Here is a 16,499-nt window from a genome sequence, read left to right on the forward strand (position 1 = left end):
TATATGGCGCAAAGCTATTTGCCTGCAACCGCCTGAGCTTTGCTATTATGACTGACAACTTCAGCCTGTGAAATCAGGTAGTTAAACCAAGAGTTAGCGTCTGTCACTGCATCTGCAATAAAGCCTTCATTTTCCAGATCGAGTTCAGGGAGTAGCCTTTCTACTTCTTGTTTGAATGACACCCATGCTTTCGCGCACCCAGCCATCGCTTGGTAATAGTTCGTCGGTATATTGCGTTCCTTAGCGTCTAATCTACGAACAATGATACTTGCACCCATTGATGAGCCTAACCATACGTATATAGCTGAAATAGCTTGGCTGGTTGGCGAGTTGCTGAGTTGCGTAGATAGTGAGTTGGGGTGGGTGTCTTCGTAAGCTTGGTCACTAAGCGAAACAGCAGTATCAGAAGCATTCAATGCGTGGATGTCTTTGGTAAGTGAATCTCTGGTAAGCGCAACAATGTCTTGGTTCAGCGCATCTTCAATCACGCCACTGTTTATCATCGAAGCCACTGATGCAAGGGCAGTAACTTGGAGTTCCGCTTGTTGAACAGCGTTTGCCGCTGTTTGATGGAACTTCCTCATGATCTTTAAAATAGCGAGATATGCCTTTTCATCGAACAAATTGTCTTTGTGGTAGATAGAAAATGGGAAGGTGTTTTCCAAAATATCGTGGTTTGCATGGGTGTCTTGCTTAAGAGCAGTGAAAAGATTGCGCATGGTTTAAAGTATCTTGGCGTTGTTGCTTTATAGTCATTATCGGTTTGGTTTTACTTTAGCATGGGTGTCTCTGTAACCGATAGTGAATTGAACAAAAGCTAGATAATTTTAAATTTACTTGGTTCATTGTTGGTTAAGGTGGGTGTCTTTGTAAGGGAAGTTTCGCTGCTCTAGCGTGGGTGTCTTTGTAAGAAAGGTTTTGTTGCTTTTGGCATGGGTGTCTTTGTAAGGGAGGTTTTGGTTACTATTACATTGCGCCTTTTGCTGGTGCGGGTATACTTGCCCCAAATTTTGAGATAGGTGAATAAACGTGTTTCCAGAAACAATTGCGGACAAGTTGAGCGATGCGGTCATTGAGCAAGCGATGAAGCTAAGCGCTGAAGAGCGACAAGAGCTTGTTGTTAGCTATATTGCGAAGGCAAAAGAAATATGGATGATGCAGGGTAGTGAAGGCTTTGTAATGTTCGAAGGTGGGGAGAGTGTTCAATTACCCGTATTCCCGCATCGTGACTTGGCGCAAAAGTTTGTAGACATTAATGAAATAGAAGGCCAATGTGTGAGTGTGGAACTTGCTGAATTCAAAGAAACCTGGCTGCCTGGTCTTACAAAAAATGGTGTGGAACTGGTTATGTTTCCAACAACGAGTGACGTCGAAAACCTAGTGATGACCGCAGAGGATTTAGCTGCCGAGCTAAGCGGCAATTAAACTGGACTAGTAGCAGATGAGTTCGGATGAGACTTTGCTTCCTTTAGCTTCCTCACTTGCCGCTTCAAAAGGCTGGGATGATTTCACGCGCACGCTTATGTTAGCGGGTAAATCGTTAACGCCACTTTCTTTAGATAAGCGCACGCCAGATACAGCAGTTGAAGGATGTGAAAGCCCCGTGTGGTTGTCATATTCTGCGGAACGAGACAGCTTAATGGCATACTCGCCAAGTAAGGTGATACGGGGAGTACTAGCAGTATTACTTGAAAAAGCCAATACCTTGTCCAAAGCGCAGCGCGGTAATTTCGACTTCGAAGATTACTTGTCCCGCTGCCAGTTGGAGCGATATCTAAGCCAGTCGCGAGGCAACGGAATAAAGTCGGTGATAACAAAGTTGAAGTGTGTATAGGCACTTCTCTCGTCCCTCTATTTGCTTTTTGCTTCAATCCACTGGCTCATATATTTACTTGCTGCAAGCGTTTGGTGCCACAACAAACTTTGCATAAACAACGTATCTCTATGTTTATCCAGCCCTTGTTTTAACTCATTGATTCTTTCAATAAGCGGCACTTCTGGCTGTTGCTGTTTAAATACGTCTAGCAAACTAGCCGTGTGTTTATTGGCTAAACGCCATACCTTCTCATTCTCATAAAGCGCTACGGCCCTTTCAACGTAGTCGCGAATTACGGCCGCATCAGAAGTATCAGTATCGCATAGAGCGCCAGGCCATTGTGCAGACTGCAAATTTTTGACCTCGTTGTCTGCTTTTGCGCTCATACCACTATCTACTTCAACGCTATCTTCAGCAATACCTTCCGCGCCAATCCAGGTCGTGATACTAGGCGTGCCGCAGCGCATCGCATCAAGCAATTTTCCTTTTATACCCGCGCCGAATCGCAAGGGGGCAATAAGGGCTTTAGCATTCATCATTACAGACTCAACATCGCTCGCCCAGCCTTTCACTAAAAAGCCTTGTTTCTCGTTGTGAAGCTGCGTTGCTTTCTTAGGTGGGTAAGCACCATAAATATGCAATTCAGCATGAGGCAATGCTTTTTTGATAGAAGGCCAAAGATGCTGTTTTAATTGCAAAACCGCGTCCCAGTTTGGCGCATGGCGAAAGTTACCAATATGAACGAAATGTGAGCGTTGCTCAAAAGAAGGGGCAGAGCTAATAGATGGGCCAACCACAAGAGGATGATACTGAAGTTGCGCTGAAGGTACACCGTAGTGTTCAGTCAATAAGGCCATTTCTTTTTTTGAGATAACTAAGGTCAGATCGCTTCGAATAATCGAAGCAATTTCTCTTTGGGCCAGTTCGGTATGTAAATGCGCTAGGCTTGCGTCGCTATGCTTTTTTACAGCTTCATGTCTTGCGTGGCGAAGGCTATGTAAATCTTCGGTATTAAGCACTCTAAGTGCATTCGGGCAAACTTCTTTTACTCGCCAAGAAAACTGTTCTTCAGTCATGTAGCGATCAAAAACAACCACGTCTGGTGCAATGTCTGCAATAAGAGTGTTAAATGAACTGCAGTTTAGCGCCACAGACTGAACATTTACTCCCATTGTTAAAAGATCGGCTTTGTGGTCGCTATCGGTAGCAGCTGTTAAGAAAGTCACGTTAAAGTTAGCGGCTAAGCAACGCTCGATAATAGAGAGCATGTTCTGCCCCGCTGCTGAGGAATTTGGCTCGGGCCATACATAGCCGACTACAACAACATTTAACATGGTATGGATCACTACTCTTAATTCAAAATGTGCCTGAACTGCACGGTTATTTTGAAGCGAATGCTATCACAAAAATACGCTTGCCATATGTTAAAGGGGAGTGCCTTAGAAATTCTAATTCTTATAGGTAATTACCCTAAGTTTTTCTTTGAAATAGAATTTTAGATCTGTAAATACAAGCAGTTAGTTATAATACGCGACGTGCCGGCATGTTCGAGGAACTCCGGAGGTGTCTTGTAGTCTTGAGTATTACCAAAATTGGTAATACTCAGGGTTGGAAAAACAACCTATACTGAAAAAGCAGCCTCAATTAATAATTACTTTTTTAAGAGTTTTCAACTGTCTGATTATTAAAGAAATCATACTTTTTTACTAAGCGATATTAATTGACCTCTTTAGTTTTAAAGCCTATACCTTAATTAAGTTCAGGGCGAATGGAGGTGCCTTGAACACGACAATGACAAAGACTGCATTGAAGAGAGTGCACGAATGAATTTAGATGAAATAGTTTCGAAAGCGGAAGACCTCTTTGTTTTACCAGACTCGGTAACGCGACTCAAAGCTTGTATGGATGATGAGGCTTCAAGCATTGACGATATTGGCGATATCATTGCTTTCGACCCGTCATTGGCTACCCAGCTACTTAGAGTGTCAAACTCAGCGCTCTATCGTTTTCCCAATAAAATTGACACCATAACAAGGGCTATTCAGGTTGTGGGAACTCGTTCTACCTACGATTTAGCGCTGGCCTATGGTGTTAGTCAGGCATTTAGCGACGTGGATGGACAAGTGGTCGACCTAGACAAGTTCTGGGAACAAAGCGTGTCCTGCGGGTTACTTGCCAAGTATTTTGCTGATATGCGCAATATCAGGGAGCCAGAAAGACTTTTTGTTTCTGGGCTGCTTCACAACATTGGTGAGTTGGTAACCGTTTCGTTAATGCCTGAGTCGGCAACCCGCTGTCAGGCGTTTAATACGCGTGTGAGCCCTGCGGAGCTTCAATTTGGCGTATTAGGGTTTACTTACGCGGAACTATCGGCAAGGCTGATTGAAAAATGGGGTATACCTAGCTCAATTTATACGCCTATTGCCAGCATTCACAAGGGCGAAGATGTAGAGACAAATGTAGAAGATAAAATTCTCCAGCTTTCTTACGTACTCGCGTTAGATAATGTAAATCCTGAAATTTACCCAAGTTATCACAACTTGAAACCTGAGCTTCACGAGGCGTTATCGTTAAATCGTGAAGATTTGGAAGACGCGCTAGATATAACTAACCTGCAATGCATTTCGGTTATTTCTTTGTTTAACCCTAACGCGTTTATGCTCTATTAACGTTAAGCGTCTCTCGTCATAGCAAATGCCGTAGCGATTAATCGAAAATCGCTACGGTTTGTCTGCTGATTGCTATTACTTCGTTATCTTTATCCCAAATCGTCGCTTCCGTGTGACCATAACCGTCAGCGGCCTGTCTTGTATGGGCCTTATAGCCGAACCAATCTGTAGGGCTTACCGGCTTGTGCGGATGGATAAATTCTAAATTCCAGCTTACCGTACTAGCTGGTGCTGGCAATTTCATCATTTGCAAAAGCGTAGGTGGCCAAGCATCAATCATGGTAATGATATGCGCATCAGTTATCGCTTCAGGAGCTTGTTTAAAACGCATGAAGCCGTGGTAATGGCTGGTTTTTCTTCGCGTAAAGGGAATACCGCCATCTTCAATGGCTAAGTCAAAGTAACGTAAAAACTTTGGCGTAACTTTAGGTATTTGTGGGATAAATTTCGCCTTGTTAGGCAAAGGCATATCGTGTTTTTCTGTATTCTCTACCTTAATTCCAGATTCTCTAGCAACCCCGAAACACGCTTGGGAGAAAACGCAGCTTTTGCCGTCTTGAATGGCATGCGCAGTATATTGGGAGACATTTTTTCCCGTTCTCAATAGAGTAACTTCTATAGAAAAAGGGGCTTCGAGCGATAGAGGACCAACAAAATTAGTAGTAAAAGAGCGTAACACGCGATTATCAGTTACTTGTTGCTTCACAGCCGTATATAGCATGCCGGCAGAAATGCCGCCAAACGCCGTTCGTCCTTGTCCCCAGGTTTTCGGAATAATTAGCCCGTCAACTTTCCAGGTGTTTTCGGATGTTTGTGATAGTTGGGGAATATTGAGCAATTCATCTACTGTCATATTGGCTTGTCTGGTCTGATGAGTTAAGTGGGTTTCATCGTACATTAAGCGCTGTGGAACGAAAAGCCTGAGTTAGAAATTTTCGTTATGTTAACAAATAAGTAACAATTAGTTGTTTATTTTTTTACCAAGTGCGTAGACTGGGGTATTGTCACTTAAAAGGACTGTTATGGCCCATACGCAAGTTGAAGGTATTCCAGCTAACGAAGCTCGAGCATCTAGAAGTTACCGCAATTACGTTCTGTTCATATTGACCTTGGTGTATGCCTTTAACTTTATAGACAGGCAAATTATTGGAATATTATCGCCGTTTATTAAAGCCGACTTGGGGTTAGATGACGCCCAGTTGGGGTGGCTCAAAGGCATTTATTTCGCACTGCTTTATACCGTGATGGGTATTCCAATAGCGTGGCTTGCAGACCGTTACAGTCGCGTTAATATCATTGCAATATCCCTTACGCTGTGGAGTGGTTTTACTGCGGCATCAGGCTTGGCAGCCAATTATATGCAACTCGCTATTGCTCGTATTGGGGTAGGTATTGGTGAAGCTGGGGGCAGTCCTCCCTCGCACAGTATCATTTCTGACCTATTCCCTAAAGAAAAGCGCGCTGGGGCGCTAGCCATCTACTCCTTAGGCATTCCGTTTGGTGTAATGCTCGCGTTTTTTGCCTCAGCATTTTTCTTACAAGGCGGCTCTGCCGACTGGCGTACGGTAATGTACAGCGTTGGTATACCTGGAGTGTTACTGGCTATTTTATTGAAGTTGACGGTAAAAGAGCCCGCTAGGACCGTTTCTGCGCCAAGTGCAGATGACGCTGATAAGCCGAGTGTTAAATCGTCATTGAAAATGCTGCTAAAAATACCTACCTGGTGGGGGATGGCCTTAGGTATTTCATTTGGTTCTTTCGGTAACTATGCAATCTCGACATGGGTCATTGATTATTATGTACGAGCTTTTTCAGGGCTAGATATTACACAGCTTCTTATTGTATTTGGCATCATCAACGGAACCGCATATGCATTGGGCGTCTGGTTAGGTGGCTATATTGCTGACAGATGGGGTAAGCACAACAAAAAAGCTTATGCATTGATACCCGCCATTGCGCTGATTATTGGTGTTCCTGCCTTCTATGCATCGTTACAAGTTCAAGATCTTTGGCTATCAGTGGGGCTTATGGCATTGCTGTTGTTTACTAGTGGCTCTTACTTGGGGCCAAGTTTTGCGATGGCACAAACCCTTGCTCCAATAAACGTAAGGGCTATGTCGACGGCACTTTTCTTCTTTGTTTTGAATATCATTGCGTTAGGTGGTGGACCCACGCTTACCGGTATTATTAGCCAAGCGCTTGTACCTTCATTGGGCGAAACAGAGGCATTAAGGCAGGCACTTATTTACTTGGTAGTTCCTTACGGCATTTCGATTGCTGTGTTCTTATGGACAAGTACTAAGATAGTAAAGGATTGGGAAATGGCAGAAACCAGAGGCTTATAGTATTATCGACTTTCATTGTAAGGGGCTGATTTAAAGCCCCTTTATTATTTGAATGTGAAGGAGTGTATTGGTGTCCTCGTCTGAGTTGAGTTTTCATTTTGCCCATGCAAACGGGTTTCCTGCAGGAAGCTATAATGCCATGTTTTCGGCGTTACCCAGCCACTTCAACCGTTTGCACGTTGAGCGATTCGGGCACGACCCTCAGCTTCCTGTAAATGGCAACTGGCGCAATCAAGTTCAAGAGCTAATCAAACACATTAAAAAAGAGAATAAAGACCCTCGTGGTGTGTATGGTGTAGGGCATTCGTTTGGAGCCGTTATCACCTACATGGCGGCGTGTGAGGCGCCTGAGCTATTTAGGGGCGTTATTTTATTTGACCCGCCGCTAGTGGTTGGCCCTCTGAGTTACTTTTTTAAATTTGCTAAACATACGCCTTTAATCAATAAACTAACGCCAGCAAAACTAGCTCAAACGCGTAATACGCGTTGGCCAAGCAATACCGATATGGTTGCGTACTTTCATGGAAAAGCGTTGTTTAGAGATATGGATAAACGATGTGTGCGTGACTACGTGCAGTCTGTAACAGAGACTAAGTCAGACAATATTTCACTTACATTTCGGGCTGATGTGGAAGCTGATTTATTCCGCAATGTGCCTCATAACCTCGGGAAATACAAAGGAAAGCTAAAGTGTCCTGCAGTATTAGCAACAGGTAGCAAGAGTAACGTTTGCAAGCCTGAGATGTACTCGCGACTCATGAAGCACAATGCGATTGAACATGCTGTATTAGAAGGTGGTCATATGTTCCCATTAGAACACCCGGAGAAAGTGGCGAGCTTTATTGAGCAAACCCTTAAACGATGGAACACTAAGGCTGAATGAACTAGTTGCCTCACATAATGGACTGCGGAGGTTAGTGGGCTTGGCTGAGATTGATTTTGGCGCCTAACGCCAAAATCAATCGCGCAGTTTTTTATACGTTTATTAATTTTGTTTAGGCGCTCAACCCACCCACTGGCTGCCCAAGCATTTCACGTGTTACAAGTACCACGCCTTTTTCTGATACTCGAAAGCCTCGTGCTTTGTCCTGTTCGTGGTCATAACCAATGGTCGTCCCTTCCGGTACTACGCAGCCGCGGTCAATTATGACCTTTTTCAACTTACAATGGCGTTTAATTTCAACGTCTGGAAGAATGACAGCATCTTCAATGAGTCCGTATGAATGCACTCTTACGTTAGAAAAACAAATAGAAGAACGAAGGGTTGAACCAGAAATGATACAGCCACCAGAAACAACAGAATTTATGGCTTCACCACGCCTGTCGTGGTCTTCCCATACAAATTTGGCAGGTGGCAATTGTTCTTGGTAAGTCCAAATAGGCCATTTCCTATCGTATAAATTGAGCTGAGGTACAGGTGCAACCATTTCCATGTTGGCTTCCCAGAACGAATCGATTGTACCTACGTCACGCCAGTAAGCGTTATCTCCGCCACTTTGCTCAAATGGGTAGGCATATACGGGATGGTCAGCGATTATCGATGGAATAATATCTTTACCAAAATCACGCTGAGACCCCATATTTTCTGAGTCTACTCGCAGTTGTTCAAATAAAAACTCGGTGTCGAATACATAATTGCCCATAGAGGCTAGGCAGCGCGTGAGGTCGTTGGGAAGCGGGGTAGGGTTGGCAGGTTTTTCTTCAAAACCATTAATACGGTAGTTTTCATCTACGGACATCACACCAAAAGCACCCGCTGCCTCTTCTAATGGAACTGACATACAAGATACTGTCATCTTGGCACCAGACTCTTTGTGCTTAGCGAGCAAATCACCGTAGTCCATACGATAGATATGGTCACCTGATAGGATCATTACATATTTGGGCAGCTCATCACGGATGATGTCGATGTTTTGAAAAACAGCATCGGCGGTGCCTTCATACCAACTGTCGGAGAAGCGCTGAGACGCCGGAAGAATTTCAACTGATTCGCCGAGTTCTTTCTTGAAGTGCCCCCAACCTCTGACCAAGTGGCGAATTAAGGAGTGAGACTTGTACTGAGTGACAACGCCAATTCTTCGAATGCCTGAGTTAACACAATTTGATAGGGGAAAGTCGATGATTCTAAATTTACCGCCGAAATAAAGCGCGGGTTTGGCTCGCCAAGTAGTGAGCTCGTGTAGTCTTGAACCTTTCCCCCCAGCTAAGATAAGCGCATATGTATCGCGGGTGAGGTTACTGATGTAACGAGAACTTTGATCTGCCATTTTCTAAAAACTCCTGTAAAAAAGCGATAACCGTGTATCAATAGAAATATAAAGAGAAAACGAGGTGTTGCGATTTGCTGCGCTATCCGTGAGCCGCCCAAGTGAACAGGCTTAGCTGATAACCTAAACCCATATTACACAAGATAATTTATAATAACAGCGTGATTTCATTGCTTTGTGATGAAATGGTTAAAATTTTAAAATTTATGTTGTTTTGCGTTTTTTTAGCAAGACACCCACTCATAAAACGCATACCTATAAACAATAGTCGATGCACTCATTATCACAAGGTGTAGATAGGTGAAGAAAGACATCCAGCATAAGTTTTTCGATCGCATCTTGAAAAGACATCCACTTCACTCATAAAACGACAGGTTTGCAGTTTTATCGACTATTTATGAAGACACTCAGCTAAACGACCAAGTTATTAAAGATGCTAGCTCATCGAAACGTTTTTAATTCCGTCAAAGATGATTGGATGGGCGACTATTTATGAAGACACCCAGCTAAACGACCAAGTTATTAAAGATGCTAGCTCATCGAAACGTTTTTAATTTCGTCAAAAATGAATGGATGGGTGTCAATCTAACGTTAACTCCTCAAAAGTGCCAACTACAACAAAAAGTGACAATTGTTAATTAAGTGTTATATTTTGGTGGTTAATTATTTTATGGAGTCTTAGATGGGAGCACTAAAGAAACTTTTAGTTGTGGCTGGCGTAATAATTTTATTGTTTGTTGTTACGAGCTTATTTATTCCAAATGAGTATAGCGTGGAAAGAAGAGTCAATATCAATGCCGAGCCTTCTGAGATATATCCTTATGTTGTTGACCTAAAAGAGTGGCAAAAGTGGGGAGTCTGGTTCAAACGCGACCCGAACATGAAACTTGATTATTTTGGACCTGATAGGGCTATTGGGATGCGTTCGGAATGGGAAAGTGAGACGGAAGGAAATGGTGAAATGGAAATCACGCAACTAGAACACAACAAACGAGTTCTCTATCGGCTGTATTTTCCTGACTTTGACATGGGCTCTTCAGGCGTGGTTGAAATTGAACCTACGGGCCAGGGCTCTATGGTAACCTGGAGGGATGAAGGGACAGTAGACAATAATCCAATCAACAAATATTTTGCATTAATGGTGGATGGTATGGTTGGTCCGGATTTTGAGACGGGACTTGAAAACCTAAAGGTACTGGTTGAAAACAACGGTTAGAATGCGCAACCTTTTGATCTGAGAACATATAGATGCCGTAAATACCAAATTGTTTACGGTACGTGCCATCGACCATGAAAGAAAAAAAACTCCTCATTGCTGGCCTTTCGCTTAATAAGCTTGCCGACCTGTTGATATCAGCAAAGACAACTTTAACGGCAGTTCTTCTGAGTGTTGGTGCTCCAGTTTGGATGGTGGGATGGTTGGTACCTATCAGAGAGTCGGGTGCACTGCTTCCTCAAGTACTCATTAGTATTTATCTTCGAAAACATTCTCAGCGGCATATTGTTTGGCGCACCGGCATGGCAGTACAAGCATTTGCTGTGGTTGGTATGCTGTTTTCGGTAATTTTCTTTTCTAGTTTTACAGCAGGCGCTTTGCTACTAATTTCTCTTATATTTCTAAGTTTAGGCCGTTCTGCGTGTTCATTAACTGTTAAAGATATGGAGGCCGATGTCGCAGAAAAAGGAGAGCGCGGAAACCTTATAGGGTTTGCATCAACTATATCTGGGGTAGTCACACTCCTAATTTCAATACCCTTGGTCGTTATAGATGACAACCTTTCTTCGAACGTACTTTTGCTAATTTTAAGTGGAAGTTTGCTTTCTTTTATTTTGACTTTGGTATGTGTGTGGCCCATCAAGACAAGTGTGGACACTGGCAGCGACGACGGAAAAGCGTTTAGTATTAACTTTGATCCTACCATTTATAAATTTATTTTTGTAAGGGGGCTTTTTGTGCATTCGGCGCTTGTTGCTCCCTATTTTATGATTGAAAAAAATAGTGACGCCCAAGAGTTACTGCCAATCTATATAGGTGCTGAGGCTTTGGCTGCGCTTTTATCTTCGGTCGTTTGGGGCAAGCTTGCTGATAAAAGTGCGAAATTAACCCTGCAACTATCAGGTGTGCTCGCGTTGTGTGCGTGTGGAGGGCTTCTTTACTGGCAATCAGCCTCAATCGCCACATCGGCTTTTTTATTCTTTTTGCTTTCAATAGCCCATACGGGTGTACGAACAGGAAGAAAGACATATAGTTTAGACGTTAAAGATGGGCATGAGCGTACTGAATTAGTTGGTTTTTCTAACACTGCGATAGGAGTAATCTTATTAGCATTTGGAGCTTTATACGCTGCGCTAACACCTTTTTTACCGTTTTCTGTGGTGTATATCATGGCAGCAGTGCTTTTGATCGCAGTTGTTATGACTGTAATTCTACCTTCTGAGAAGTAAAGCTACGATCAAAGCAAAGCGATGCGGATTTCTGTTTGGCCATTCGCTTCCTATTGGTGCGCTTTTTGAATTTTTGCATGGATGCTTTGTCTCCAGCAGCAAAAGAAAAAGTGTTCTCGAAATCATTGATAATCTTGATCCATTGAGCTTCTCCGAAGCCAATGTAATTTGCCTTGTCACAATTTTCTTGCTGAGAAGCTTGTGCGCTGCCATCAAGAAGTAACGTTATAGAGTTATTAAGAAGTTCACAATAGTCGTTTAGAGTGAGATTTAAGCAGCGGTGGCCGTTATTTACCCTATGAGTTTTAAACTGTATTAACCCTTTCACAGGTTTATTAGTCAATGCGCTTGAAGCCAGCCTAGTATACATACTTGTATACAAAGAGTTTTTTAAATTCGTAGCTGCTCTTGCTCGAATAGGGTTTAAATCAACATAGGCCATACATGAAAATAGTGCCTTCTCAGTTAATAATGCCTGTGAACGAAATCGGCCTTCCCAGAACCTACCAGTACAGTTATCTTCTTCATTGGCTTTTCTCGCGATAAACTCATTCAAGTTTCTCATAAACCAACTAATATCAAAAAGACGTTTTCTATAAACTTCAGCCGTAGCTTTGACTGTATCTAATTCACTTTCGCTAAGTAACTCGCCCTTCAAATATTTTTGTGTGAGTAGGGTGCCTTTGTGCATTTTATGCCACTGCTTTAAAACAGTGTCTACTGGCCAGGCGAGGGCAACACTTTTATTTACTGATAAAACGACATGGACATGGTTGCTCATAACCGCATAAGCACAGATGTCTATGGAGAAAACTTTACCTAAAAATAGAAGCCTTTTCTCTACCCAAGATTTTCTATGCTCGTAACTAACATTATTATGTTGATCGTACCCGCAAAGGTAGCTACGTCTTACGCAGCGAGATATGCAGTGATAATAAGGCGTGTCTTGAAGGCTAATAAGGGATTTTCTGCTTTGCGCCATTTTTCATCCAGCATGGTCATATTACTTGAACAAACCTTACCATTTGAGGTGCTGCTCTGTGACCTGAACTACAGCGCGGTTTTCACCCCTGCGTATCAACCATGGGTAGAGAGCTTACAGAGACATCCATCCTAGAGGAGTTGAAACCTAAAGAAAGTTTGTAGAGACACCCACCCAAATAGTTCCCCTTATACTTAGGATGGGTGTCTCCACTAGGGATTTCTAAAGGCATAAACATGAGTTCATAGGCCCAAAATGAAAGACTATTTTGCTAAAAGTGCATTGGCTGATTTAGACACAGGAGAGCGACCTAAAATGTCGGAAATATACGACGAAGCTACAAGCAGCTTATTCATGTTGACTCCCGTGGAAATATCCATGCCGTTTAACATATACAGAACATCTTCAGTTGCGACGTTTCCGCTGGCCCCTTTGGCATAAGGGCATCCTCCTAGGCCTGCAACGGCCGAATCGATGGTTGAAACTCCATACCCTAGCGCCGTGTACAAATTAACTAGTGCCTGTCCATAGGTATCATGAAAGTGGGCCGCAACCTTGCTAACACTAATCTCTTTTAGTACTTCATCAAGCAACAAACTGGTAGCTTTTGGTGTGCCCACTCCAATGGTATCGCCTAGTGAAACTTCGTAACATCCCATGTTAATCAGTTCCTTGCTTACCTGTGTAACGGCATTCGGAGAAATATGACCTTCATAGGGGCAGCCCATTACACACGAAACATAGCCTCTCACTTTTATATTATTGTGGTTGGCTAGTTCAAACACGTCTTCGAAACGCTTTAAGCTTTCGCTGATTGAGCAGTTTATATTCTTCTGTGAAAAAGACTCAGAGGCTGCACCAAACACAGCAACCTCTTTCACTCCTGACTCTATGGCCGCTTTTAATCCCTTGAGGTTAGGAGTCAACGCTGAATATCGAATACCAGAATCGGTTTCTAACGCCTCAATAACCTCATCTGAATTTGCCATTTGAGGCACCCATTTGGGCGACACAAAGCTACCAGCCTCAATGCGGTTGAGACCGGTTTCGGAGAGAAGCTTTATGAGCTCTCCCTTTTGTTTGGCGCTTAAGGCCTGCTTTTCATTTTGAAGGCCATCTCGGGGGCCCACTTCAACAATGCTTACTTCTTTAGGAAACGTCACACTAAACCTCGGCAGCTTCTTTGGTCGAAAACGCTAATAGCGTGGCCCCACCATCAACTAATTCACCTGGGTTGAAGTAGAACTCTTCTACTGAGCCGTCGTGTGGGGCAATGATGCTGTGCTCCATCTTCATCGCTTCCATGACTAAGATTGGATCCCCTTTCTTAACCTGCTGATCTTTCTCAACCAAATGCGCAACTATTGTTCCATTCATAGGGGCACTGAAATTGGCATCATCACCATCGCTGTTATCCTCACCTAACGAGGCTAGAACTACACTAAACTTAGCATGGGTGTCTTTGTTAAAAAGAGTTAACACTCCATCATTGTCTGAAAACGAAAACGTTGATTTGTATCCATTAATTGTCGCTTCCAACGTGTTATTTATGATTTTGCCACTTACTCGGAAGCTTTTGTTATCTACCGTTAGCTCCCAAGCAGGCTCATTTCCATATTGTAAATGTTTCACCTCAACACCAATCTCTTCTTGGTCGCAAAGCAACGTTAAAGTTTCTTGGTGAATTCCGTTAGACCGCCACGCACCTGCAGTAGACCATACCGATGGGGTTTTATTGTTTAATGCAACTTTTCTTGTTAAAAGCGAAAGTAATGCCATTGTTGGGATGTTGGCATGGGTGTCTTTGCTAGCACTAGCTACAGGAGCAAACAAGGAATCATTATGTTTCTCTATAAATGTAGTTGTGAGCTCGGCAGCGACGAATGCAGAGTGGGAGGCGACACGCTTGAGGAAGTCAATATTCGTACTTACACCGTCTATATAGTAATCACCTAGCGCACTAATAAGCCGCTTAAGCGCTATCTCACGGTTTTCTCCCCAAACTACAAGCTTAGCAATCATAGGGTCGTAAAATACGCTTACCTCATCACCTTCAACAACACCAGTATCAACGCGAACGACGTTATTTTCTTTTGGTGTGCGCAACAAGCAAAGAGTACCGGTAGAGGGGAGAAACTCATTGTTTGGTTCTTCAGCATAAATACGTGCTTCGAATGCGTGTCCTGTTAACGTTAGTTCATTTTGTTGCTTAGGAAGTGGCTTGCCTTCGGCAATAGTTAACTGCCAGTGAACCAAGTCTTCTCGGGTAATCATTTCTGTCACAGGGTGTTCAACCTGCAAACGGGTATTCATTTCCATGAAGTAAAATGAATCGTCTTCGTCAAGTAAAAACTCAACCGTTCCAGCACCTACGTAGTTAATGGCTTTTGCCGCAAGAATCGCCGCTTCGCCCATTTTCTCTCTCACTGACTGAGACATGTTAGGAGCAGGTGCTTCTTCTATAATCTTTTGGTGACGACGCTGAACAGAGCAATCACGCTCGAAAAGGTATACTCCGTTACCATGGGTGTCACAGAAAACTTGTATTTCAACATGACGAGGACGAGTTAGGTATTTTTCAACCAGCATGTGGTCGTCACCAAAGCTGGCCATCGATTCACGTTTAGCGGCGTTTAAAGCTTGAGAAAATTCTTTTTCGCTCCAAACTTGGCGCATACCTTTACCGCCACCGCCAGCCGCGGCTTTTAACAGAACAGGGTAGCCCATTTCATCGGCAGCAGCTTTTAATACAGCTTCACTCTGTTCGTCACCGTGATAGCCCGGCACTAACGGCACGCCTGCTTTTTCCATAATGCTTTTTGCAGCAGATTTAGAGCCCATCGCCTCTATTGCTGATGCAGGTGGGCCTACAAAGATAATACTGTTTTCTGCACACAGATTGGCAAATTCAGCGTTTTCAGATAGAAAGCCATAGCCTGGGTGAATTGCATCTACACCTAGCTCTTTCGATTTCTCAATAATGAGATCACCACGTAAATAGCTTTCTTTTGACGGAGATGGCCCTAGGTAAACCGCTTCGTCAGCCATTTGAACATGAAGTGCATTCTTATCGGCGTCTGAGTAAACAGCTACCGTTTTTATACCTTGTGCGTTGGCTGTCTTTATAACGCGGCAGGCTATTTCGCCACGGTTAGCAATTAGTAATTTATTTATCATTCTTTACCTCCACCCATGACGCATTGCGCTTTTCTAAAAAGGCTGACAGACCTTCTTGACCTTCATCAGAGGTTCTTACTTGTGCAATAAGCTTACTCGTTTTTGTGAGAAGGGCATTGTCAATTTCTTGCATTGACACCCACTGCACTAAGTCTTTTGCTTTAGCTACTGCCTTGGGGCCGTTTTTCAGTATGTTTGATACAATGTCATCTATTGTGCTATCTAGCTCGTCTTCAGTTACTGATTCGCTCAATAGTCCTAGTCGTCGTGCTCTGCGCGCAGAGAATACTTCAGCGGTTTGAAAGTAGCGTCTACACACACGAGCGCCCATCGCTTCAACAACGTAAGGGCTGATAGTTGCTGGAATGAGGCCTATTTTAACTTCGCTTAAGCAAAATTTACTGAGCTTACTGCCAATAGCAATATCGCAACATGCAATTAGACCAACTGCGCCTCCAAAGGCTGCGCCTTGTACTCGCGCTATTGTTGGCTTTGGCATTTTATAAAGTGTCTGCAACATTGTAGCTAATGCAAGAGCATCGCTTTCATTTTGCGCTTCGGTATAACTGGCCATTTTTTTCATCCAGTTAAGATCGGCGCCAGCGCTAAAGCTTTTACCTTCTGCTCTTAAAACAAGCGCACGCACATTCTCGTCTTCACCCGCTTTTTTAAACAAACGAGTCAGCTCGATTATCATTTCGTCGTTGAAGGCATTATGTTTATCAGCCCTGTTTAAGGTGACAGTGGCAATGTTTCTTTCGTCTACGCTGTAAATAACTGATTGTTCCATAACACGAG

At 43.3% G+C, this 16,499-nt stretch carries 15 protein-coding genes; 7 read left to right on the forward strand and 8 right to left on the reverse strand.

All coding sequences use genetic code 11. The annotated features are described in order from the left end of the window. Positions 1–14: 14 nt before the first annotated feature. Positions 15–719 (reverse strand): heme oxygenase-like domain-containing protein, encoded by a 705-nt coding sequence (locus tag ACYX4M_RS14750; protein ID WP_476080674.1) that lies wholly within the window; start codon positions 717–719, stop codon positions 15–17. A gap of 310 nt (positions 720–1,029) precedes the next feature. Here ACYX4M_RS14750 and ACYX4M_RS14755 point away from each other — a divergent pair, with 310 nt between their 5' ends. Next, complete coding sequence (locus tag ACYX4M_RS14755) at positions 1,030–1,425, forward strand: DUF2750 domain-containing protein (RefSeq protein WP_476080675.1); 396 nt, start codon at positions 1,030–1,032, stop codon at positions 1,423–1,425. A gap of 16 nt (positions 1,426–1,441) precedes the next feature. Further along, a complete protein-coding gene (locus ACYX4M_RS14760) occupies positions 1,442–1,834 on the forward strand; it encodes a SufE family protein (protein WP_476080676.1) in 393 nt (130 codons plus the stop codon). A 17-nt stretch (positions 1,835–1,851) separates the two neighbouring features. Here the strand turns inward: ACYX4M_RS14760 and ACYX4M_RS14765 are convergent, their stop codons facing one another. Then, positions 1,852–3,150, reverse strand: a complete 1,299-nt coding sequence (locus tag ACYX4M_RS14765) for a glycosyltransferase (RefSeq protein WP_476080677.1) — start codon at positions 3,148–3,150, stop codon at positions 1,852–1,854. Positions 3,151–3,639: 489 nt separating this feature from the next. Here ACYX4M_RS14765 and ACYX4M_RS14770 point away from each other — a divergent pair, with 489 nt between their 5' ends. Next, positions 3,640–4,485 (forward strand): HDOD domain-containing protein, encoded by an 846-nt coding sequence (locus ACYX4M_RS14770; RefSeq protein WP_476080678.1) that lies wholly within the window; start codon positions 3,640–3,642, stop codon positions 4,483–4,485. A gap of 37 nt (positions 4,486–4,522) precedes the next feature. Here the strand turns inward: ACYX4M_RS14770 and ACYX4M_RS14775 are convergent, their stop codons facing one another. Continuing rightward, the gene (locus ACYX4M_RS14775; RefSeq protein ID WP_334058057.1) at positions 4,523–5,338 is read right to left on the reverse strand and encodes an acyl-CoA thioesterase; all 816 of its coding nucleotides are present in this window, start codon (positions 5,336–5,338) and stop codon (positions 4,523–4,525) included. 169 nt (positions 5,339–5,507) lie between these two features. On the opposite strand from ACYX4M_RS14775, the gene ACYX4M_RS14780 reads away from it, so the two are divergent. Continuing rightward, a complete protein-coding gene (locus ACYX4M_RS14780) occupies positions 5,508–6,830 on the forward strand; it encodes a spinster family MFS transporter (protein ID WP_476080679.1) in 1,323 nt (440 codons plus the stop codon). A 70-nt stretch (positions 6,831–6,900) separates the two neighbouring features. Next, positions 6,901–7,713, forward strand: a complete 813-nt coding sequence (locus ACYX4M_RS14785; protein WP_476080680.1) for an alpha/beta fold hydrolase — start codon at positions 6,901–6,903, stop codon at positions 7,711–7,713. Between the two features lie 112 nt (positions 7,714–7,825). On the opposite strand, the gene glgC is transcribed toward ACYX4M_RS14785, so the two are convergent. Next, positions 7,826–9,097, reverse strand: a complete 1,272-nt coding sequence (glgC, locus tag ACYX4M_RS14790; protein WP_476080681.1) for a glucose-1-phosphate adenylyltransferase — start codon at positions 9,095–9,097, stop codon at positions 7,826–7,828. 682 nt (positions 9,098–9,779) lie between these two features. Here glgC and ACYX4M_RS14795 point away from each other — a divergent pair. Together ACYX4M_RS14795 and ACYX4M_RS14800 are read left to right on the forward strand one after the other, a co-directional pair. Then, the gene (locus ACYX4M_RS14795) at positions 9,780–10,313 is read left to right on the forward strand and encodes an SRPBCC family protein (RefSeq protein WP_476080682.1); all 534 of its coding nucleotides are present in this window, start codon (positions 9,780–9,782) and stop codon (positions 10,311–10,313) included. A 74-nt stretch (positions 10,314–10,387) separates the two neighbouring features. Beyond that, entirely contained in the window at positions 10,388–11,542 is a 1,155-nt protein-coding gene (locus ACYX4M_RS14800) for an MFS transporter (protein WP_476080683.1), read from the forward strand. Here ACYX4M_RS14800 and ACYX4M_RS14805 read toward each other — a convergent pair. From ACYX4M_RS14805 to ACYX4M_RS14820, 4 genes are all read right to left on the reverse strand, one after another. Beyond that, on the reverse strand, positions 11,511–12,233 hold the full coding sequence (locus tag ACYX4M_RS14805) for a transposase (protein WP_476080684.1): 723 nt from the start codon (positions 12,231–12,233) through the stop codon (positions 11,511–11,513). The two genes, ACYX4M_RS14800 and ACYX4M_RS14805, sit on opposite strands and share 32 nt — an antisense overlap. A gap of 554 nt (positions 12,234–12,787) precedes the next feature. Beyond that, on the reverse strand, positions 12,788–13,687 hold the full coding sequence (locus ACYX4M_RS14810; protein ID WP_476080685.1) for a hydroxymethylglutaryl-CoA lyase: 900 nt from the start codon (positions 13,685–13,687) through the stop codon (positions 12,788–12,790). 1 nt (position 13,688) lies between these two features. Further along, positions 13,689–15,701, reverse strand: a complete 2,013-nt coding sequence (locus ACYX4M_RS14815; RefSeq protein WP_476080686.1) for an acetyl/propionyl/methylcrotonyl-CoA carboxylase subunit alpha — start codon at positions 15,699–15,701, stop codon at positions 13,689–13,691. Further along, positions 15,691–16,491, reverse strand: a complete 801-nt coding sequence (locus ACYX4M_RS14820) for an enoyl-CoA hydratase/isomerase family protein (RefSeq protein ID WP_476080687.1) — start codon at positions 16,489–16,491, stop codon at positions 15,691–15,693. The genes ACYX4M_RS14815 and ACYX4M_RS14820 overlap by 11 nt, the downstream gene beginning before the upstream one ends. Positions 16,492–16,499 lie beyond the last annotated feature (8 nt).

This window comes from Alteromonas sp. ABV4_150, from assembly GCF_056311745.1.